The organism is Pseudomonas sp. R76, from assembly GCF_009834565.1.
Taxonomy (GTDB): Bacteria; Pseudomonadota; Gammaproteobacteria; order Pseudomonadales; family Pseudomonadaceae; genus Aquipseudomonas.
On record NZ_CP019428.1, the window covers coordinates 5053499 to 5073986 of the forward strand.

16 protein-coding genes are annotated in these 20488 nt (G+C 61.2%); 8 read left to right on the forward strand and 8 right to left on the reverse strand.

Features of this window, described 5'->3' with window-relative positions:
• The first annotated feature begins 1 nt into the window (after position 1).
• Positions 2-1306 carry a guanine deaminase gene (gene guaD, locus PspR76_RS22690; protein ID WP_159958912.1) on the forward strand — a complete coding sequence of 435 codons (1305 nt, stop codon included), beginning with the start codon at positions 2-4 and terminating at the stop codon, positions 1304-1306.
• Positions 1307-1445: 139 nt separating this feature from the next.
• Here guaD and PspR76_RS22695 read toward each other — a convergent pair whose 3' ends face one another.
• Positions 1446-2210, reverse strand: a complete 765-nt coding sequence (locus PspR76_RS22695; protein ID WP_003175499.1) for a GntR family transcriptional regulator — start codon at positions 2208-2210, stop codon at positions 1446-1448.
• Positions 2211-2435: 225 nt separating this feature from the next.
• Between PspR76_RS22695 and PspR76_RS22700 the strand changes: the two genes are divergently transcribed.
• On the forward strand, positions 2436-3626 hold the full coding sequence (locus PspR76_RS22700; RefSeq protein WP_159958914.1) for a benzoate/H(+) symporter BenE family transporter: 1191 nt from the start codon (positions 2436-2438) through the stop codon (positions 3624-3626).
• Positions 3627-3663: 37 nt separating this feature from the next.
• On the opposite strand, the gene PspR76_RS22705 is transcribed toward PspR76_RS22700, so the two are convergent.
• Positions 3664-4008, reverse strand: coding sequence for a YggL family protein (locus tag PspR76_RS22705; RefSeq protein WP_010208515.1), 345 nt, complete (start codon positions 4006-4008; stop codon positions 3664-3666).
• A 236-nt stretch (positions 4009-4244) separates the two neighbouring features.
• Here PspR76_RS22705 and dacB point away from each other — a divergent pair, with 236 nt between their 5' ends.
• Complete coding sequence (gene dacB / locus PspR76_RS22710; protein WP_159958916.1) at positions 4245-5720, forward strand: D-alanyl-D-alanine carboxypeptidase/D-alanyl-D-alanine endopeptidase; 1476 nt, start codon at positions 4245-4247, stop codon at positions 5718-5720.
• A gap of 58 nt (positions 5721-5778) precedes the next feature.
• Here the strand turns inward: dacB and PspR76_RS22715 are convergent, their stop codons facing one another.
• Together PspR76_RS22715 and rlmKL are read right to left on the reverse strand one after the other, a co-directional pair.
• On the reverse strand, positions 5779-8196 hold the full coding sequence (locus tag PspR76_RS22715) for a sensor domain-containing diguanylate cyclase (RefSeq protein ID WP_159958918.1): 2418 nt from the start codon (positions 8194-8196) through the stop codon (positions 5779-5781).
• Between the two features lie 149 nt (positions 8197-8345).
• A complete protein-coding gene (gene rlmKL, locus PspR76_RS22720; RefSeq protein WP_017134773.1) occupies positions 8346-10610 on the reverse strand; it encodes a bifunctional 23S rRNA (guanine(2069)-N(7))-methyltransferase RlmK/23S rRNA (guanine(2445)-N(2))-methyltransferase RlmL in 2265 nt (754 codons plus the stop codon).
• A 532-nt stretch (positions 10611-11142) separates the two neighbouring features.
• On the opposite strand from rlmKL, the gene rmf reads away from it, so the two are divergent.
• Positions 11143-11358: a ribosome modulation factor gene (gene rmf, locus PspR76_RS22725; RefSeq protein WP_002553055.1), complete on the forward strand. Its 216-nt coding sequence runs from the start codon at positions 11143-11145 to the stop codon at positions 11356-11358.
• 119 nt (positions 11359-11477) lie between these two features.
• Here the strand turns inward: rmf and PspR76_RS22730 are convergent, their stop codons facing one another.
• From PspR76_RS22730 to sctC, 4 genes are all read right to left on the reverse strand, one after another.
• A complete protein-coding gene (locus PspR76_RS22730; protein WP_159958920.1) occupies positions 11478-12503 on the reverse strand; it encodes a quinone-dependent dihydroorotate dehydrogenase in 1026 nt (341 codons plus the stop codon).
• 86 nt (positions 12504-12589) lie between these two features.
• Positions 12590-13045, reverse strand: a complete 456-nt coding sequence (locus PspR76_RS22735; RefSeq protein ID WP_159958922.1) for a transglycosylase SLT domain-containing protein — start codon at positions 13043-13045, stop codon at positions 12590-12592.
• Positions 13038-13439, reverse strand: a complete 402-nt coding sequence (locus tag PspR76_RS22740; protein WP_159958924.1) for a winged helix-turn-helix domain-containing protein — start codon at positions 13437-13439, stop codon at positions 13038-13040. Before PspR76_RS22740 ends, PspR76_RS22735 begins: the two co-directional genes overlap by 8 nt.
• Before the next feature lie 210 nt (positions 13440-13649).
• Positions 13650-15128, reverse strand: a complete 1479-nt coding sequence (sctC, locus tag PspR76_RS22745) for a type III secretion system outer membrane ring subunit SctC (protein ID WP_442966713.1) — start codon at positions 15126-15128, stop codon at positions 13650-13652.
• Positions 15129-15379: 251 nt separating this feature from the next.
• On the opposite strand from sctC, the gene PspR76_RS22750 reads away from it, so the two are divergent.
• The 4 genes from PspR76_RS22750 to PspR76_RS22765 all read left to right on the forward strand — a co-directional run bounded on the left by PspR76_RS22750 (position 15380) and on the right by PspR76_RS22765 (position 20373).
• Positions 15380-16606 carry a CmpA/NrtA family ABC transporter substrate-binding protein gene (locus PspR76_RS22750; protein ID WP_159958926.1) on the forward strand — a complete coding sequence of 409 codons (1227 nt, stop codon included), beginning with the start codon at positions 15380-15382 and terminating at the stop codon, positions 16604-16606.
• 13 nt (positions 16607-16619) lie between these two features.
• Positions 16620-17195: an ANTAR domain-containing response regulator gene (locus PspR76_RS22755; protein ID WP_083357333.1), complete on the forward strand. Its 576-nt coding sequence runs from the start codon at positions 16620-16622 to the stop codon at positions 17193-17195.
• Between the two features lie 296 nt (positions 17196-17491).
• Positions 17492-18703 carry a nitrate/nitrite transporter gene (locus tag PspR76_RS22760; protein ID WP_159958928.1) on the forward strand — a complete coding sequence of 404 codons (1212 nt, stop codon included), beginning with the start codon at positions 17492-17494 and terminating at the stop codon, positions 18701-18703.
• Positions 18703-20373, forward strand: a complete 1671-nt coding sequence (locus PspR76_RS22765; protein ID WP_159958930.1) for a bifunctional protein-serine/threonine kinase/phosphatase — start codon at positions 18703-18705, stop codon at positions 20371-20373. The genes PspR76_RS22760 and PspR76_RS22765 overlap by 1 nt, the downstream gene beginning before the upstream one ends.
• Positions 20374-20488: the final 115 nt, after the last annotated feature.

A 20488-nucleotide genomic window follows, 5' to 3' on the forward strand; every position in this document is an offset into this window, starting at 1 on the left:
CATGCCTTTGACTCGCAAAGCCTACCGTGCCGCCATCCTGCACAGCATCGCCGACCCTGCTGAAGTGGGGATCGAAGCCTCCTATGAGTATTTCGAAGACGGCCTGCTGGTGATCGATAACGGCCAGATCAGCGCCTTGGGCCATGCCAGCGATTTGCTGCCCACACTGCCCGCCGATATTGACGTCACCCATTATCAGGATGCGCTGATCACACCGGGCCTGATCGACACCCACATCCACCTGCCGCAAACCGGCATGGTCGGCGCCTATGGCGAGCAGTTGCTGGATTGGCTCAATACCTACACCTTCCCGTGTGAAAGCCAGTTCGCCGACAAGGCCCATGCCGAAGAAGTCGCAGACATCTTCATCAAGGAACTGCTGCGCAACGGCACCACCACCGCGCTGGTGTTCGGCAGTGTGCACCCGCAGTCAGTCAATGCGTTTTTTGAAGCGGCGGAAAAACTCGACCTGCGCATGATCGCCGGCAAGGTGATGATGGACCGCAACGCGCCGGACTACCTCACCGACACCGCCGAAACCGGCTACCAGGAAAGCAAGGCGCTGATCGAACGCTGGCACGGCAAAGGCCGTTTGCACTATGCGGTGACGCCACGTTTTGCGCCGACCAGCACACCGGAACAATTGGCCTTGGCCGGGCAACTGCTGGGTGAATACCCGGACCTGTACATGCAAACTCACATCAGTGAGAACAAGCAGGAAGTCGAGTGGGTGAAGGAGCTGTTTCCGGAGCGCAAAGGCTATCTGGACGTGTACGACCACTACAAATTGCTCGGTGAGCGCTCGGTGTTTGCCCACGGCGTACACCTGTGTGATGACGAGTGCGCGCGACTGGCGGAAACGGGTTCGGCGGTGGCGTTCTGCCCGACCTCGAACTTCTTCCTCGGCAGTGGCTTGTTCAATTTGCCGATGGCCGAGAAGCACAAGCTGAACGTGGGCCTGGGCACGGACGTGGGTGGCGGCACCAGCTTCTCGCTGCTGCAAACCCTGAACGAAGCCTACAAGGTCATGCAGTTGCAAGGCGCGCGGTTGAGCCCGTTCAAGTCGCTGTACCTGGCGACCTTGGGCGGCGCGCGGGCGCTGCGTCTGGAAGACAAGATCGGCACCTTGCAGCCGGGTACTGACGCGGACTTTTTGGTATTGGATTACAACGCCACGCCGCTGCTGAGCTATCGCTTGAAGCAGGCGAATAACATTGCCGAGACGTTGTTTGTGTTGATGACGCTGGGGGATGATCGGACGATTTTGCAGACCTACGCAGCCGGCAATCTCGTGCATCAACGCTGATCTAAAGCACACCGAGAAACAAATGTGGGAGCGGGCTTGCCCGCGATGCAGGCACCGCGGTGTATCAGGTAAACCGCGGTGATGCCATCGCAGGCAAGCCAGCTCCCACACAAGCCAGCTCCCACATTTTTGATCGGGGTTACAGTTTTACCGAGGAGCGTCCTGGCTTTTTCGTCTGCAACAAATGCGAAAACACCGCATGCAAATCATCCGACGCGCTTTCCTCATCGAGGTTGAGCTTGCTGTCGATGTGATCCATGTGGTGCATCATCAAATTCACTGCCAGCGCCGCGTCGCGTGCTTCGATCGCGTCGATCAGCTGCGTGTGTTCATCGTAGGAACAGTGCGAGCGGTTGCCGCTTTCGTACTGGGCGATGATCAACGAGGTCTGCGACACCAGGCTGCGCTGGAAGCTGATCAGCGGCGCATTCTTCGCCGCTTCGGCCAGCTTGAGGTGGAATTCGCCGGAGAGGCGGATACCGGCACCGCGATCGCCGCGTGAGAAGCTGTCGCGCTCGTCGTTGACCATCTGACGCAGCTCGGCCAACTGTTCGGCCGTGGCGTGCTGCACGGCCAATTCAGTGATCGCCCGCTCGACCAGACGCCGGGCCAGGAATACCTGACGCGCTTCTTCTACACTTGGGCTCGCCACCACCGCGCCGCGATTGGGCCGCAGCAGTACCACGCCTTCATGGGCCAGGCGCGAGAGCGCGCGGCGAATGATGGTGCGGCTGACGCCAAAGATTTCGCCCAGTGCCTCTTCACTCAATTTGGTTCCGGGCGCCAGGCGTTGTTCGAGGATCGCCTCGAAGATATGCGCGTAGACGATATCGTCCTGGGTTCCGCTGCGACCGGCCTTGCCGGCTCGCGGTTGTTTCTTGAGAGGTTGCAACTGTTCGTTCATGGGCACTCGGGTTTGGAGAACGGCGGCGAATTAACGGTAATACGGCAAGCGCGTGTTGCTGGCAAGTATCACCTAAAAACACGGCACATTGTACACAACCCAATGCGCCAACACACTGTACGGCTGTTTGCGGCTGCGGCTGTATTGCAATGAGTGGTTACGTTTGAGTTTAGGCTTGAATCCGCGCCTTCACCGGCTAAACCCAGGTAAAAGGAACACCTCCCCATGACCGACGCCACCCAAGCGCCTTTGCGCCCGTTGGCCGACACTTCTGCGTCGGCCGTCGTCGCCGGCTTCATCGCCATGATGACCGGCTACACCAGCTCCCTGGTCCTGATGTTCCAGGCCGGCCAGGCCGCCGGCTTGACCACTGCGCAGATTTCTTCGTGGATCTGGGCCATCTCCATCGGCATGGCGGTGTGCAGCATTGGCCTGTCGTTGCGCTATCGCACGCCGATCACCATTGCCTGGTCCACACCCGGCGCGGCGCTGTTGATTACCAGCCTGGGCGGCGTGAGTTACGGCGAGGCCATCGGCGCCTACATCACCTGCGCGGTGCTGGTGACGCTGTGTGGGTTGACCGGCAGTTTTGAAAAACTGGTCAAGCGCATCCCGTCGTCGTTGGCGGCGGCCTTGCTGGCGGGGATTCTGTTCAAGATCGGCAGCGAGATTTTCGTCGCCGCGCAGCATCGCACCGGCCTCGTGCTGGGGATGTTTTTCACCTACTTGATCATCAAGCGCCTGTCGCCACGCTATGCGGTGCTGGCTGCGCTGGTGCTCGGCACACTGCTGTCGGGTTTTATGGGCTTGCTGGATTTCAGTGCTTTTCACCTCGAAGTGGCGACACCGGTGTGGACCACGCCGCACTTCTCGCTGGCCGCGACTATCAGTATCGGCATCCCGCTGTTCGTGGTGGCGATGACCTCGCAAAACATGCCCGGCGTCGCCGTGCTGCGGGCCGACGGCTACAACGTGCCCGCCTCGCCCTTGATCACCGCCACCGGCCTGGCTTCATTGGTACTGGCGCCGTTCGGCTCCCACGGCATCAACCTGGCGGCAATCAGCGCAGCCATCTGCACCGGGCCGCATGCCCATGAAGACCGCAACAAGCGCTACACCGCCGCGGTGTGGTGCGGGGTGTTCTACGGCATTGCCGGGGTGTTTGGCGCAACATTGGCGGCGTTGTTCGCAGCGCTGCCAAAGGAGCTGGTGCTGTCGATTGCGGCATTGGCGCTGTTTGGCTCGATCATCAATGGCTTGAGCATCGCCATGAATGAGCCGAAGGAACGGGAAGCGGCGCTGATCACCTTTATGGTCACCGCGTCAGGCTTGACGCTGTTTTCCATCGGTTCGGCGTTCTGGGGGATTGTGGCGGGAGTGTTGACGCTGCTGATTCTGAACTGGCGCAAGGCATAAAAAAACGGCGACCCTCAGGTCGCCGTTTTTTTCAGTATCACTTAGCCGCGTTGATCGGCTTTTCCGGATACCACACGTCCAGCAACGGGCTGACTTCAGCCTTGGTCAGCTCGGAACGGGTTTTCAGCCAGGCTTCGACAGCAGCGCGCTGCTCTTCGGAGACCGAGCCACGCTTCTGCAGGCAAACCAGACCGTAGTCATCGCCGCCGACATAGCCCAGGCCGTTGGCTTCCATGGCTTCTTTGATGAATGCTTCGAGGAAAGCGTCGATAGCTTCTTCACTCAGGCCTTCTTTGAAGTCCAGGTTCAGTTCGAAACCCAGCTCTTGAAATTCATCAACGCACAGTTTTTTGCGCAGACGCTGGGAACGGTTAGTCGCCATTGGAACAATCCTCATAAGTAATAACGGGCGGCACTTTAGCAGTTTAAGGCGGCAATTGCCCGACTCTCTGGGACAAGCGGCTATCTGTCTGCAAAAAAACGCGCAATACCAGCTATCGTTCAGCTACAACTGGATCCACCTTGGGGCATAATGCCGACACTTTCGTGACCAATGAGGGATTTTCTTCCATACCCCTCGCCTTTTTCACCCTCCTCAGCAGTAGGGTTTTATTCTTTATGATCAAATCTTTCCGTTCCCATTCTTTACGTTCAATGTTTTTTGCCGGTCTTCTTCTACCGCTGGCCTTTTCTGCCACTGCCGCCCCGATCAACAACACCCTGCCACCCAACGTTGCGCAGGCCCTGCAAAAAGCCAAACTGCAAAATACCGCGCTGTCCTTGGTGATGCTGCCCCTCACCGGCCCAGGCACGCCGACGGTGTTCAACGCCGACGTTTCGGTGAACCCGGCCTCGACCATGAAGCTGGTCACCACCTACGCGGCCCTGGAAATGCTCGGCCCCAACCACCAGTGGAAAACCGAGTTCTACACCGACGGCACCCTCAGCGGTGGCGTGTTGCACGGCAACCTGTACCTCAAGGGCGGCGGCGACCCCAAGCTGAACATGGAAAAACTCTGGCTGCTGATGCGCGACCTGCGCGCCAATGGCGTGCAGCAAGTCACCGGCGACCTGGTGCTCGACCGCAGCTTCTTCAACCAGCCGCAATTGCCCGAGTTCAATGACGACGGCAACGACGAGAACAAGCCGTTCCTGGTCAAGCCCGACGCCCTGCTGGTCAACCTCAAGGCGCTGCGCTTCGTCACCCGCAATGACTCGGGCCGCGTGATCGTGTCGGTCGAGCCGCCGATTGCGAGCATTCGCATCGACAACCAGGTCAAAGTCTCCAACGCCAAGCAGTGCACCGGCGACGTGCGCTACAGCCCGGTCACAGCCGCCGATGGCAGCGTTACCGTAACTGTCAGCGGTCAGTTGGGCGATGGCTGCAGCTCGCAGACTTACCTGTCGCTGCTCGACCACGCCACCTACACCGCCGGCGCCGTGCGCGCGATCTGGCAGGAATTGGGCGGCACCATCCAGGGCCGCGATATCCAGGCTTCTGTGCCCAAGGACGCCAAAGTCCTCGCCCGCGCCTTTTCGCCGGACCTGGCGGAAATCATTCGCGACATCAACAAATACAGTAACAACACCATGGCCCAGCAGTTGTTCCTGAGCCTGGGCGCACAGTTTCGCAACGATGCCGACGGCGACGATGCCAAGGCGGCACAGCGCGTAGTGCGCCAGTGGCTGGCGAAGAAAGGCATCACCGCGCCGCACCTGGTGATGGAAAACGGCTCCGGCCTGTCGCGCGCCGAACGCGTCAGCGCTCGCGAGATGGCAGCCATGCTGCAAGCCGCGTGGAAAGGCCCATACGCCGCTGAATACATCAGCTCGCTGCCGATTGCCGGCACCGACGGCACCATGCGTAAACGCCTGAAGACCACGGCCATGCGCGGCGAAGCCCACGTCAAGACCGGCACTCTGAACACCGTGCGCGCCATCGCCGGCTTCAGCCGCGACAACAACGGCAATACCTGGGTGGTGGTGGCGATCCTCAACGACTCGAAACCGTGGGGCGCGTCGTCGGTGCTGGATCAGGTGCTGCTGGACCTGTATCGCCAGCCGAAGCTGACGGCGGCGGCACCGGTACTTTAAAAACCACACAGATCCAAGGTGGGAGCTGGCTTGCCTGCGATGCAGGCACCGAGGTGTATCAGTCACACTGCGGTGATGCGATCGCAGGCAAGCCAGCTCCCACATTTTCGGCTTCCACCCGATCCCTGCCCGCCTGCTTGGCCACATACACCGCCGAATCTGCGCGCAGCAGCAGCCCATCAATGCCTTCATCGATGCGCCAGCTCGCCACACCAAAACTGGCGGTCACGATGCCCACCGCGTCCATCGGCGCACTGCGCAGCGACTGCCACAATTCCATCGCCAGGCTGTACGCCTGATCGCGATCGGTATGCGGGCACAACACCACAAACTCTTCACCGCCCAGGCGACAGAACACATCGGTACGCCGCAGGCGCTGGCTGATGCGCGTGCACACCTCCTGCAACACGCCATCGCCGACCGCGTGCCCGTACTGGTCGTTGATGCGCTTGAAGTGGTCGATGTCGAGCATGATCAACGACAGCGCCCCCGAGGTACGGTTAAGCCTGAGCATCTCGGCCTTGAGGCGATCGTGGAAATAGCGGCGGTTATGAATACCCGTCAGCGAGTCGGTGATCGACAGCGCGCGCAGTTCTTCCTCCACGCGCTTGAGATCGGAGATATCCGACACGTAGCCGTGCCAGAGCGTGCCGCCTCCCGGTAATTCTTCTGGCGTAGCTTCGCCGCGAATCCAGCGCAGGCCGCGTTGCGGCAGCAGCACGCGGTACTCTTCGCGCCAGTGGCTCAATTGCAGCGCCGACAAGCGAATCGACAGGCGTACCCGCTCGACATCCTGCGGATGAATACGCTCGAAGACCTTGCCCGCGTCCTGCTGCAGCACGCCGGGCTCGATTTCATAGATATCGCGCATGCCATCGCTGGCGTAGATGAACCGTCCGTTGTCCTGGTGTTCCAGGACGAATTGGAAGATCCCGCCGGGTACATGGGCACTGAGTTTTTTCAGCAACCGGTCCCGCGCCGCCAGCGCCTCGTAGGCGCGTTTCTGTTCGGTGACATCCAGGTAAATCGCCAAGTGCCCAATCCATAAACCATGGTCATCCAGCAGCACTGTGCCGAGCATGTTCACGGTCAACGGGCTGCCATTTTCACGCAACAGCGTCCACTCCCGGGCCTCGTGCAGGTTGTCCGGGCTCTCCACCAGCATCGCCTGGCTCGGCGGGATGCGCTTGCCCATGGCCACACTCAAGGCGGCCGAGCGCGCTTCGAGTTCAGCGGCCAGGTGCAGGCTTTCCAGGGTCATGCGCCCCAGCACGTGCTCGGACTTATAGCCCAGCATCTGCTCGGCACCGGCATTAAACGTATTGATCACACCGCGCAGGTCGGTGGCGATGATCGCCACTTGAGTCGCCGCGTTCAGCACGCTGCGCAATTGCCCGTGCGCCCCGCGCAACTCTTGCTCACGCAGGCGCAATTGCACGGTGCGCTGCTCCACCAGTTTGAGTGCGCGCTGGCGTTGGCTGACCAGTACGTACAGCAAAGCGCTGAGCAATAGGCTGAGCAGCCCGCCCATGGTCAGGATGGTACTCATCGAGGAATGGTTGGCCTGGTCGAAGACTTGGCTCGCGCGCAATGTCAGGGCATACACGTGGTCGCCGAGGGTCAGTCGCCGCGCGGCGCTGAGGTCACTGACGCCGACGGCATTGCTGGAGGCATACAGCACGCGCTGCTGGGCATCGGAGGTGTCGACGATTTGCATCATCAGGTTGTCGCGGTTCGGCTTGGGTAGCCCATCGGCCACCAACTGACGCATGCTGATCACCGCCATCACAAAACCGCTGGGTTCAGCGTTGGGCAGCTTGCTCACGGGCGCCACCAATAAAACCCCGGCGGCATAGGCCGGCTCCACACCCACCAGTTGCATCGGCTGGGACACCGCCGGCTTACCGCTTTGTTGCGCACGCTCAAGGGCCGAGCGCCGCAGCGGCTGGGCCAGCAGATCAAAACCCAGCGGTGAGCCCAGCAGGCTTTGGGTCTGGCTGTACAGCACCGGCACGTATTCATCGCGCTGGGGGGCCGGCGCCAGCTCACCCGACGAATTCAGTTCGCGGATGCTGAAGGCTGCGCCGAGCTGAAGTGAGATCTCGTGTTCAAATGCGCTGCGTTGATCGCGGAATATCCGCGGCGCCCACGCATACGCACGGGCGCGTAGCAGCAAGGGTTGGGCGAAGCCGTCAAACTCGGCACGGGACACGTCACTGGAATTGACGAAAAAACGCTGCAGGCTGGCCAGGCGTTGCTCCTGGTCTTCAAAGCGTTCCTGCAGGCGCGTGTAGCGCTCGTTGACCAGCAACTGGAAGCGCTGGCGAACTTGTTGCTGATAAAGATCGGCGGCGGCCCAGGCAACGAGCACCGTCAGCGCGCAACCTGCCAGTAACACCACCAATGCCACCAGCCAAGCCGACGCCTGCTCACTGATAAAGCCTAGGATCTTGGGGCGGACGGCATGCATCGGCATAGGCAACACTCACAACGCCAGCGTGCAGGGCTGTCACTTTGGCTAGGGCTTAAGTTATAGCCATGAGGCCACTGTTTGACCAGCGCAAAAAAGCCGCAAGCCCAGAAAATGCTGGGCTTGCGGCTTTTTGGTGCAACCTGGTACCGGGATCAGCGCGCGGTGATTTTCCAGGCCCGGTGAATCTTCGCGTTGCGCGCGAAATCCGGGTCGAGGGTCTTGTCGCTGATTTCTTCTACCGCATAACGTTCGCTGAGGTTGTCTTCCAGTACGAACTTGCGGAAGTTGTTCGAGAAGTACAGCACGCCGCCCGGTGCCAGGCGCGCCATGGCCAGGTCGAGCAATTGCACGTGGTCACGCTGCACGTCGAAGATGCCTTCCATGCGCTTGGAGTTGGAGAAGGTTGGCGGGTCGATGAAGATCAGGTCGAATTCATCGCGGCTGGCTTCCAGCCACGCCATCACATCACCCTGCTCCAGGCGGTTCTTGTCGGAGAAACCGTTAAGCGAGAAGTTGCGACGTGCCCAGTCCAGGTAAGTCTTGGACAAGTCGACGCTGGTGGTGCTGCGCGCCCCGCCCTTGGCCGCGTGCACACTGGCAGTGGCGGTGTAGCAATACAAGTTGAGGAAACGCTTGCCGGCCGCCTCTTTCTGAATACGCATGCGCATCGGGCGGTGGTCGAGGAACAGGCCGGTGTCCAGGTAATCGGTGAGGTTGACCAGCAGCTTCACGCCGCCTTCGCTGACCTCAGTGAATTTGCCCTGGGCACTCTGGCGCTCGTATTGCTTGGTGCCGCTCTGACGCTCGCGACGTTTGACCACCACGCGGCTCTTGTCGACGTTCAGCGCCTGGGGAATCGCGGCCAAGGCATCGAACATGCGCGCGGAGGCTTTTTCCGGGTCGATGGATTTCGGCGCAGCGTATTCCTGCACATGGACCCAATCGTGGTACAGGTCGATGGCCATGGAATATTCCGGCATGTCGGCGTCGTACACGCGGTAGCAGTCCACGCCTTCGCGCTTGGCCCATTTGCCCAGTTGCTTGAGGTTCTTCTGCAGACGGTTGGCGAACATCTGCCCGCCTTCGCTCAGGCGTGCCTGCTCAACCACCGGCGCCGGGGCCGGCTTGATCGGGTTACCGTTCTTGTTGTACTGGCGCTCAACCGGCTCGGTCGGGGCTTGATCGTAAGCGGCTTGCTCACGTTCGGCCTGGCGCTGTTCCGGCGTGCGGCGCTCGCCCGTCACGAACTGGTCCGGGTTGACCTTGATCAGCAGCAGCTTGCACGGCAACGCGCCGTTCCAGAACGAATACTGTTTGTGGCTGCGAATGCCCATCCGCTTGCCCAGGTCCGGCGCGCCGGTGAACACCGCCGCTTCCCAACCCATGCACGCCTGACGCAGGCGCTCGCCAAGGTTCTGGTAGAGGTACAACAGGCTGGCTTCGTCACCCAGACGCTCGCCGTACGGTGGGTTGCAGATCACCAGACCTTTCTGATTCTGGTCCGGGCGCGGCTCGAAGGTGCCGACTTCGCCCTGGTACACCTTGATCCAGTGGCTCAGGCCTGCACGTTCGATGTTGTTGCGCGCGGGCTGAATCAGGCGTGGATCGGCTTCGTAGCCACGCACCCACAACGGCGGCTTGTTCATGCCAATGGCCGCACGCTCGGTGGCTTCGGTGTGCAGCTTTTTCCACAGCGCCGGGACGTGGCCGAGCCAGGTGGTGAAGCCCCACAGTTCGCGGTTGAGGTTGGGGGCCATGTCGGCGGCAATCATTGCGCCTTCGACCAGGAAGGTGCCGACACCGCACATCGGGTCAGTCAGCGCGCCGCCTTCGGCAGCAATGCGCGGCCAGCCGGCGCGAATCAAAATCGCCGCCGCCAGGTTTTCCTTCAACGGCGCCGCGCCCTGCTGCAAGCGGTAACCGCGCTGGTGCAGGCTGTGGCCGGACAGGTCGAGGGACAGAATTGCTTCGCCGCGGTCCAGGCGCAGGTGGATACGCAGGTCCGGGTTGATTTTGTCGATGGACGGGCGTTCGCCGGTCGGGGTGCGCAGCTTGTCGACAATCGCATCCTTGACCTTCAGCGCGCCAAAGTGGGTGTTGTCGATGCCCGAGCCGTGGCCGCTGAATTCCACCGCCAAGGTGCCATCCGGGACCATGTGGTCAGCCCATTCGATGTCCAGTACGCCGTGGTAGAGGTCTTCGGCGTCCTTCATCGGGAAGCGCTTGAGCACCAGCAGCACGCGGTTGGCCAGGCGCGACCAGAGGCACAGGCGGTAGGCGGTTTCCATGTCGGCCATGCCGCGCACGGCCGAGGTGTGCTCGCGGGCTTCCTCAAGGCCAAGCCCGACGGCTTCCTCGATCAGCAGGCCTTCGAGGCCCTTGGGGCAAGTGAGGAAGAGTTCAAAACGGTCCGACATGGGGCATTCCAGGCTTTTCAGCAATAAATGAACGGGCGACGCATCGCCGGCTCGGTTTTCAATCAAGCACTTTTCTTGAAGAGCGCTCGCGTGGCACGAATGTGCCGTTCCACCCCGGCGGCCAGGCCTTTCGGCCAAAATTTCCGGGGCAGATAAATAAATGATCGCAACAAAAAGAAATATTCCGACCCTTCGTCGAATAATAACCGACTGCAACGGGCGGGCATTCTCACTAAAGGATTAAACCCATCCTCTTTGCAGGGCACATCATAGCTGGGTTTGCCCAACAAATGGGGCGAAAAGCCAGCCCAGCTTATGGCTATAGCATCGTTATCGTTACGTGCTTATGACAAAACGATCATTGAATCCATGTGACCTATTGGTTAGAACTCAACACAGGTTGGCGCCGTAACGACGTCGACACATTGGCTCGCCACGCCGGCAGCGAGCCCACCAACGGCAGAAAAACTCTGCCCGGCCTCGGACGAGGCCGAAGGATATCAAGACAGTCAACAAGTGAGGGAAACACCCTATGAGAAGACTTAAGCGTGATCCGTTGGAAAGAGCATTTTTACGCGGATATCAATATGGCGTTCATGGCAAATCCCGTGAGCTTTGCCCATTTACTCTACCGTCGGTACGCCAAGCCTGGATCAACGGCTGGCGAGAAGGACGCGGCGACAACTGGGACGGTATGACTGGCACTGCGGGAATCCACAGACTCAACGAACTTCACGCCGTCGGCTAACACAGGGCACTTAATCCGACACACCACCTTGAAGATGATGTAACGACTTAACCACGCACGCCCCATCAGGGCGGCGGGCTTCGGCCCAGGGGCTCCTTTAGGGAGCCCTTTTTATTGCCTCAAGCTTTGGGCAACGCTGCAATCGCATCCACCGACTCGCGAATCAGCGCCGGCCCTTTATAGATGAAGCCGGAGTACAACTGCACCAGGCTGGCGCCGGCGGCAATTTTCTCGGCCGCATGCCTGCCTTCGGTGATGCCGCCCACGGCGATGATTGGCAAGCGCCCCGCCAACTCAGCTGCCAGCACCTTGACGATGTGAGTGCTCTTGTCCCGCACCGGTGCACCCGACAGCCCGCCTGCCTCATCACCATGGGCCAGCCCTTCAACGCCGACACGGCTGAGGGTGGTGTTGGTCGCGATTACCGCGTCCATGCCCGATTCCACCAAGGCTTGGGCGACCAGCACGGTTTCTTCATCACTCATGTCCGGGGCGATCTTGATGGCCAGCGGCACGCGCTTGCCATGGCGCACGGCCAAGTCTTCCTGGCGCTGGCGCAAGGCTTCAAGCAGTTGCTTGAGGGAATCGCCAAATTGCAGGCTGCGCAGGCCCGGCGTATTGGGCGAACTGACGTTGACGGTGACGTAGCTGGCGTGGGCGTAGACCTTGTCCAGGCAGATCAGGTAATCATCCACCGCATTCTCGACCGGCGTATCGAAGTTCTTGCCGATATTGATGCCGAGGATGCCCTTGTATTTCGCCGCTTGAACCCGCGCCAACAAGTGGTCAACGCCCTGATTGTTGAAGCCCATGCGGTTGATGATCGCCTCGGCTTCCGGCAAGCGAAAGATCCGTGGTTTCGGGTTGCCCGGCTGCGGCCGTGGCGTCACGGTGCCAATTTCGACAAAGCCGAAGCCCAGTTGTGCAAAACCGTCGATGGCCGCGCCGTTCTTGTCCAGGCCTGCCGCCAGCCCAACCGGGTTGGGGAAATCGAGCCCCATCACCGATACCGGCATCTTCGCCGGCGCTTTGCATACCAGGCCATTAAGCCCCAGGCGGCCACCGGCGCCGATCAGGTCCAGGGACAGATCGTGGGAAGTTTCCGGGGAGAGTTTGAACAACAGCTGGCGGGCCAGGGTATACATGGGCGGGCTAGACTCGGATGGCGGCGAAAGGTGGCGCCGATTATAGCCGGGGTGGCGCGCCAGGTGCGAGGTACGCCGCTCAATCGTCAGTGGCGTTGCGCGACCAACGCCTCGTACTGCGCCCAGATTTTTTCGGCATAACGCAGGCGCAACGCCTCTCGCTCCGGTGCCACCCCGGCATTGTAGGAGCCCACGGCGGTCCAGTTATAGCCGAAACGCTGGATAAATTCGGCAAGGATCGAAGCGCCCACTTCCACCGACAAACACGGCTCAGTCAGCAACCTTTCCTCGGTAATCCCCTGCTTGGCCAGGCGAGGCAGGTGCATGCTGTTGATCTGCATCAGGCCGATATCCCGGGAGCCATCGCTGTTGTCAGTGTTCAGCGCCTGCACCCGGTAACCCGACTCAACTGCAGCAATCGCCTGCAACAGCTCCGGCTCGATATCGTAGCGGCGGGCAACATCGTCCCAGCAACTGGCCCAGGCGTGATGGCTACTCATCAGTACGCTCAACAGCAGGCCTTGGCCCAATCGCTTAATCATGTGCCACCTGGCCACACGCCGAACAGATGTACTGCGCACGTCCCCGACCAGCCTGACGCGATGCGTGCAGCTCGACTTTTACCGCACAGGTAAAGCGATAGCCTCTGCCATAGATCGTCTTGATAAAGTCTTTGTCTTTTTTCAGGTGTTTGCGCAATGCATAGATGCAGCGCGTGAGTGACTCCTCGGCCACCTCGCCACGCGGCCAGACCAACGCCAGCAACCGGTCCTTGGTCATCAACTCGCCATTGGAGGCCAACAGCAGCCGCAGTACATGCCACTCCTTGGGTGGCAACTGGATATCCACGCCTTCGCCCGTCAACTGGCCATCGCCATACAAGGTCCATCCAGCAAACACCCGTGAGGTGGTAGTCACATCATTCGCGATGGTCATACGCACCTCTGCATCCGACTAATGACATTCAATTACTTGCTTCCAGAAACGGCCAACACGGCAACCCCACGACTATAAAAACCTGACCGGCAAACAACGTTAAGAAAAAGCGCCTGTAGTCGAGGATTTAGGCACGCACCTCGTAGGACTTTTCTCCAGCGCGCAACGCACGTTCGGGCAATCGTTCAGAAGCCTGCTTAAAGGGCTATTTCATTCCGGCACTTCAAGGTGTTCACGTACAAACGCACGTTGCACTTGCTCATATTGGCGCTGCGTCAATGGCGGCGGTCCGACGGCACCGGCGAGCAGCTTGAGTTCGCTTCCAACGGCTCGCGCCTGGATCACAAACAGCCGCACCTCGGAGCGTCGAGCACGGCCGGTCATGTCACTGTCGCGTCGAAAACCGCCCAGCCAAAGGCGCCTGCCCGGCGGTACACGCACCACGGTGCTGATTCCCACTCGCCCCACCTCCCCCGCCGAGCCAGGTTTGAGCTTGCTGTCCAGTTGACGGTCATCCTTGATGTTCAGCTGCATTTCGATCTGGTTCGCTTCGGCAAAACGCGCAAGCACACTGGCCTCGGTGCCATACTGCACAGGCTGCCATTCATGGCTGTCGCTGCCGGGACTGGACAGGTAGAACGTATGGTTGTCCTGGAAAACCGCCGGAACATTTTCTTGGGTAAGGATCACCGGAAAAGTAACGATCCGCGCTTTGCGCCGGCGCTCCAGCACACCGAGCTGCGCCATCAAGCGGTTATCCTCCAAAGGTTCCAATACGCGTGTCACTGAGGCCCCGGTGCCTGTTTCCTCGGCCCAGGCCGCGCCCATTTTCTCGAATTCGCTGCGTTCCACATCGACCTGCCAAAGCGACACTTCAATCGGCCGCTTGGGTTTGTCGAGCTGCACCACCAGTTCCTCAATCGCCTTCACTTGCTCAGGCTTACCCTTGATCAACAGGCTGTTGGAGTCGGGGTAAGCAATCACTACCAGGCCCTTGTCGGCCAGCAAACTCGCGGGGCGCTGCGTGTCATTTTTTTGCTCGCTGGCCAGCACGGTTTCGATCATCGAGGCCATGCCCGATACATTCACCTTCTCGCCGCCCATGACGTACTGACGGTCTGCCACGTGGGTGTTGAACACCTGCACCACGCCGAACGTCTGGGCGCCCACGCGCACCTCGGTGCGTGGCCTGTCCATCAGTTGGGCCAGGTGCAGCACCTGGTCTACATAGTTGGGCGGCCCGGACACATAGAATGTCCGCCCTGCGCTCTGCCTGAGCGGGTAACGTGATTCATCAAGGCCAGAACGGCGCATGAAGCCGCGCAACCTGTCGACCGAAATATGCCGCAACGCCACCGCCGAGCTTTTTGCCTCCCCCGCCTCATAGAGGTAAATCACCTGCCCGTCGCTGTACCAGATCAGGCCCTGCTGCTCGGCGACCGCCTCCAAAGTGTGCTGCGCCGCCCCCAGGTCGAAGGTTCCGGAAAGGGTTCTGCGCGCCACCTCGCGGCTGACCACTACCGGCAAGCCCAAAGGCACCGACAGGGCGGTAAAAAACGTATGCAGGCTTTCATCCCGCGCTTGATAGGTTTCGCCCATGACAGGTGCGATGGCCAGCAACAGTGCCAGGCACAGCAGCCAGCGATGCAACCCGAAGCGGTTCATCATGGCTGGCGAATCGATAGTCACCGTAGGTGTTCCTGACAGTCTGGCGCAAAGAGGTGGCCATACTGAAAGACCGGCGCGTTTCAATCTTGATGGAAAGTTGATGGGGCCTTGGGCATGCCCATCCGTGGCATGTGCCTTGCTATGGACATTGCATCAGAGCGCGCGCCAACGTCGGAACGCGCTTACGGACAAAGGCGTCGTGACCCTGCATTGGCCTGCATCGCCATCTGTGGGCACGGTGCTTTTTTTTTGAGAGAAAAAGGTAGGTGTTGATGAACGATTCGGTCGGTAAAAACCCGATGAATACAGCGCTGGCCTGGGTAAACGGCAGTGACGCCCCGGAAAAGAGCAGCCTCGACCTGGGTTTCATGGCACTGACCGACTGCGCCTCGCTGGTGGTCGCCGCCACCCAGGGTTTCGCGCAACCTTACGGCCTCACGCTGAACCTCAAACGCCAAACGTCCTGGGCCAACCTGCGCGACAAACTGGTCAGCGGTGAACTGGACGCCGCCCATAGCCTGTATGGGTTGATCTACGCCGTGCACTTGGGCATTGGCGGCGTCGCGCCCACCGACATGGCCGTGTTGATGGGGCTCAACCAGAACGGCCAGAGCATCAACCTGTCCCATGGCCTGCAACAGCAGGGCGTGACCACTCCTGAGGCATTGGATCGCCACGTGCACCAAAGCCGAACAAAACTGACCTTCGCCCAGACCTTTCCCACTGGCACCCACGCCATGTGGCTGTATTACTGGCTGGCGAGCCAAGGTATTCATCCGTTGCAGGACGTCGACAGTGTGGTGGTGCCACCGCCGCAGATGGTCGCGCACCTGCAAGCCGGGCGCATCGATGGGTTTTGTGTCGGCGAGCCCTGGTGTGCCAGCGCGGTCAAGCAGAACCAGGGGTTCACGCTGGCGACCACTCAGGCGATCTGGCCGGACCATCCGGAAAAAGTTTTAGGCTGTACCCAGGCCTTCGTCGATCAATACCCGAACACCGCCCGCGTGCTGGTCATGGCGATTCTCGAAGCCAGCCGCTTTATCGAAGCCAGCCAGGAGAACCGCCGCTCCACCGCGCAATTGCTCAGCGCCCGTGACTACCTGGATGCACCGCTGGACTGCATCGAGCCGCGCCTCCTCGGCGCCTATGACGACGGCCTCGGCAACCAGTGGCAAGACCCGCATGCCCTGCGGTTTTTCGGCAATGGCGAGGTGAACCTGCCTTACCTCTGCGACGGCATGTGGTTCATGACCCAGTTTCGGCGCTGGGGCTTGCTGCGCGAAGACCCGGACTACCTCGGCATCGCGCGCCAGGTGCAGCAACTGGAGCTGTATCGCCAGGCCGCCGCTGCCGTCGGCGTGCCGGCAACCGTGCAGGACATGCGCAGCAGCCAATTGATCGACGGCAAAATCTGGGACGGCTCCGACCCCGCCGCCTATGCCCGCAGCTTCCGCTTGCACGCCATGGCGGACGCTACCAGCCGCCAGGCGTTGCGCTGACAGGACGACGACTATGTTGCGAATCCTGTTGATCAACGACACCCCGCGCAAGGTCGGGCGCCTCAAAGCTGCATTGATCGAGGCCGGATTCGAGGTCATCGATGAGTCCGGCCTGACCATCGACCTGCCCGCGCGCGTCGAAACGGTGCGCCCGGACGTGATCCTGATCGATACCGAGTCACCCGGCCGCGACGTGATGGAGCAAGTGGTGCTGGTCAGCCGCGACCAGCCGCGGCCGATTGTGATGTTTACCGACGAGCACGACCCCAATGTGATGCGTCAGGCGATCAAGTCCGGGGTCAGCGCCTACATCGTCGAAGGCATCCAGGCCCAGCGCCTGCAACCGATCCTCGACGTGGCCATGGCCCGCTTTGAAAGCGACCAGGCGCTGCGCGCCCAGCTCCAGGCGCGCGATCAGCAGTTGGCCGAGCGTAAACGCATCGAACTGGCCAAGGGCATGCTGATGAAAATGAAGCACTGCAATGAAGAAGAGGCCTACACCCTGATGCGCCGCCAAGCGATGAGCCGCCAGCAGAAACTGATCCAGGTGGCGGAGCAGATCATCGCCATGAGCGAGTTGCTCGGCTGATCCGGCGCACGTTTTGCGTAGGCGACGCGGAGCGTCACAGGGTGCATTCCCACGCGGAGCGTGGGAACGATCAGGATCAACGCGTTTTGGCGCAGCTCTTGCTAAGCATTCATCACAGGTAACCAACGGCGGTTGCCCCTTCTACGACAAAGACGTCGCCCATCCGGTTTGCCCTTGCGAACCCGGTGGCGGCGTTTTTTCGTTTTGGCCCCAGAGCCTGGGGCCGGTGGGGTGGCCTTCAACCGGCGGCCCCATCACTTGGCCTTCTTACAAGACCCCAACCGTTGAGGTGCGTGATGAAATCAAGCTTCTGGAAATCCGGGCACACCCCGACCCTGTTTGCCGCGTTCCTGTATTTCGACCTGAGTTTCATGGTCTGGTACTTGTTGGGCCCACTGGCGGTGCAGATCGCCGCCGACCTGCACCTGACCACTCAACAGCGCGGCCTGGTGGTGGCCACGCCGATCCTGGCCGGCGCCGTGTTGCGCTTTCTGATGGGCATGCTGGCCGACAAACTGTCGCCCAAGACCGCCGGGCTGATTGGCCAGGTGATTGTGATTGCCGCGCTGTTCGGCGCGTGGAAACTTGGCATCCACAGCTACGAGCAAGCCTTGCTCCTGGGCATGTTCCTGGGCATGGCCGGCGCGTCGTTTGCGGTCGCCCTGCCCCTGGCGTCCCAGTGGTATCCGGCTGAACACCAAGGCAAGGCCATGGGCATCGCCGGTGCCGGCAACTCCGGAACAGTGTTTGCGGCCTTGCTCGCACCGGTGCTGGCGGCCGCGTTTGGCTGGAGCAATGTGTTCGGCTTCGCGCTGATTCCCTTGGTGATCACCCTGGTCGTCTTCGCTTGGCTGGCGCGCAATGCCCCTGAACGCCCGAAAGCCAAATCCATGGCCGACTACTTCAAGGCGCTGGGCGACCGCGACAGCTGGTGGTTCATGTTCTTCTACAGCGTGACGTTCGGCGGCTTTATCGGCCTGGCCAGCGCCCTGCCCGGCTACTTCAACGACCAGTACGGCCTGAGCCCGGTGACGGCCGGCTACTACACCGCCGCCTGTGTGTTTGGCGGCAGTTTGATGCGCCCATTGGGTGGCGCCCTGGCCGACCGTTTCGGCGGGATTCGCACCCTGCTCGGCATGTACAGCGTGGCGGCCATCTGCATCGCCGCGGTGGGTTTCAATCTGCCAAGTTCTTACGCGGCCCTGGCACTTTTCGTCTGCACCATGCTCGGCCTTGGCGCAGGAAATGGCGCCGTGTTCCAACTGGTGCCCCAGCGTTTTCGCCGTGAAATCGGCGTGATGACCGGCCTGATCGGCATGGCCGGCGGTATCGGCGGCTTCGCCCTCGCCGCCGGCATGGGCGCGATCAAACAAAGCACCGGCAGTTATCAGATCGCCCTGTGGTTGTTCGCCAGCCTGGGCGTGCTGGCCTGGTTTGGCCTGCACGGCGTTAAACGTCGCTGGAGAACCACCTGGGGTTCGGCCGCCGTGACCGCCGCGCGCGTCTGATGGGCCTGCAACTGAGCGTCGCCCACGCCAGCGCCATCGGCCCTCGGGCGGAAAACCAGGATGCGCTGCGCGTGGTCACACCAGTGGCCGAACTGGCGGCGAGCAAGGGTTACTTGTGCGCCATCGCCGATGGCGTCAGCCAATGCGCCGATGGCGGCCTGGCCGCGCGCTCGACCTTGCAGGCGCTGGCGCTGGACTACTACGCCACGCCGCAAACCTGGGGCGTGGCGCAGGCGCTTGAACGTTTGTTGCTGGCGCAAAACCGCTGGCTGCAAGCCAACGGCGGTGGCCAGCCGCTGCTGACCACCCTGAGCGCCCTGGTGTTTCGCGGCCAACGTTTCACCCTCGCGCATGTCGGTGATTGCCGGGTGTATCGCTGGCTCGACGGCGAGTTGCAGCGCATCACTGAAGACCATGTGTGGGAGCAGCCGGGCATGCAGCATGTGCTCAAGCGCGCCCTCGGCCTGGACCAACACCTGGTGCTGGATTTTCTCGACGGCGAACTGCGTGCCGGCGAATGCTTCCTGATGCTCAGCGATGGCGTATGGGCGACCTTGGGTGATCACAGCATCAGCGCGATCCTGCGCGAGCAAACCGATCTCGATGTGGCGGTGAATACCCTGGTCAACGCCGCGCACCTGGCCGCCAGCCAAGACAATGCCAGCGCGCTGCTGGTGCGCATCGACCAACTCGGCGCCGCCACCCTCGGCGATGCATTGGTGCAGCTGCAGCAATGGCCGCTGCCACCGCCGCTGAAGCCCGGGCAACGTTTTGAAGGCTGGCAGGTTGAAAGCGTTGTGGCGCAGAGCCGGCAGTCCTTGCTGTATCGGGTACGCGATGCCCAGCAGCAGCCGTGGCTGCTGAAAACCTTGCCGCTCAGCCGCGACGATGACAGCGACGCCGGCCAAGCCTTGTTGTCGGAGGAATGGTTTCTGCGCCGGGTGGCCGGGCGCGCGTTTCCAGAAGCCCACGCCGCCAGTGGGCGCCAGCATTTGTACTACGTGATGCGTGAATATCCGGGGCAAACCCTCGCGCAACTGTTTCAACAGCAAGGTCCATTGCCCCTGGCGCAATGGCAGTCCATCGCCGAGCGGTTGCTGCGGGCGGTGGGCCTGCTGCATCGACGGCAGATCCTGCACCGTGACATCAAGCCGGAAAACCTGCTGCTGGGCGACGATGGCGAACTGCGGGTGCTGGATTTCGGCTTGGCCTACTGCCCGGGGCTTTCCGAAGACCGCGCCCACCTGCTGCCCGGCACCCCGAGTTTTATCGCTCCGGAAGCATTCGGCGGGGAGCCGCCTACGCCGCAACAGGATTTGTACAGTGTCGGCGTCACGCTCTATTACCTGCTGACCGGGCATTATCCCTACGGTGAAATCGAAGCCTTCCAACGGCCGCGTTTCGCCCAGCCAGTCAGCGCCAGTCGCTACCGCCCCGACTTGCCGGACGGGTTGCCGCTGAGTCTGGAGCGCGCCGTGGCGGCGCAACCGGCGCAACGTTATGAAACCGCCGAAGAGTGGCTGCTGGCGCTGGAGCAGGCAGACCGCCGTGAATTAAGCGTGCGACCACGACCGTTGCTGGAGAGCGAGCCGCTCAAGGTCTGGCAAACCCTGGCCACGGTTTCGCTGCTGATCAACCTGGTGCTGGTGTATTGGTTGCTGCACCACTAAAGGGCGATTTCCCACACGATTTCGATGGCAACCCAACTAAACCGGGCGCCTGGCGACTTGGCACAACCGCTGCATTACTTTCATCAACAACACACACATAGCCGCCCCTTCAACG

Coding starts and splice junctions, on each gene's coding strand:
- guaD (WP_159958912.1), top strand. CDS start 2: ATGCCTTTGACTCGCAAAGCCTACCGTGCCGCCATCCTGCACAGCATC.
- PspR76_RS22695 (WP_003175499.1), bottom strand. CDS start 2,210: ATGAACGAACAGTTGCAACCTCTCAAGAAACAACCGCGAGCCGGCAAG.
- PspR76_RS22700 (WP_159958914.1), top strand. CDS start 2,436: ATGACCGACGCCACCCAAGCGCCTTTGCGCCCGTTGGCCGACACTTCT.
- PspR76_RS22705 (WP_010208515.1), bottom strand. CDS start 4,008: ATGGCGACTAACCGTTCCCAGCGTCTGCGCAAAAAACTGTGCGTTGAT.
- dacB (WP_159958916.1), top strand. CDS start 4,245: ATGATCAAATCTTTCCGTTCCCATTCTTTACGTTCAATGTTTTTTGCC.
- PspR76_RS22715 (WP_159958918.1), bottom strand. CDS start 8,196: ATGCCGATGCATGCCGTCCGCCCCAAGATCCTAGGCTTTATCAGTGAG.
- rlmKL (WP_017134773.1), bottom strand. CDS start 10,610: ATGTCGGACCGTTTTGAACTCTTCCTCACTTGCCCCAAGGGCCTCGAA.
- rmf (WP_002553055.1), top strand. CDS start 11,143: ATGAGAAGACTTAAGCGTGATCCGTTGGAAAGAGCATTTTTACGCGGA.
- PspR76_RS22730 (WP_159958920.1), bottom strand. CDS start 12,503: ATGTATACCCTGGCCCGCCAGCTGTTGTTCAAACTCTCCCCGGAAACT.
- PspR76_RS22735 (WP_159958922.1), bottom strand. CDS start 13,045: ATGATTAAGCGATTGGGCCAAGGCCTGCTGTTGAGCGTACTGATGAGT.
- PspR76_RS22740 (WP_159958924.1), bottom strand. CDS start 13,439: ATGACCATCGCGAATGATGTGACTACCACCTCACGGGTGTTTGCTGGA.
- PspR76_RS22750 (WP_159958926.1), top strand. CDS start 15,380: ATGAACGATTCGGTCGGTAAAAACCCGATGAATACAGCGCTGGCCTGG.
- PspR76_RS22755 (WP_083357333.1), top strand. CDS start 16,620: ATGTTGCGAATCCTGTTGATCAACGACACCCCGCGCAAGGTCGGGCGC.
- PspR76_RS22760 (WP_159958928.1), top strand. CDS start 17,492: ATGAAATCAAGCTTCTGGAAATCCGGGCACACCCCGACCCTGTTTGCC.
- PspR76_RS22765 (WP_159958930.1), top strand. CDS start 18,703: ATGGGCCTGCAACTGAGCGTCGCCCACGCCAGCGCCATCGGCCCTCGG.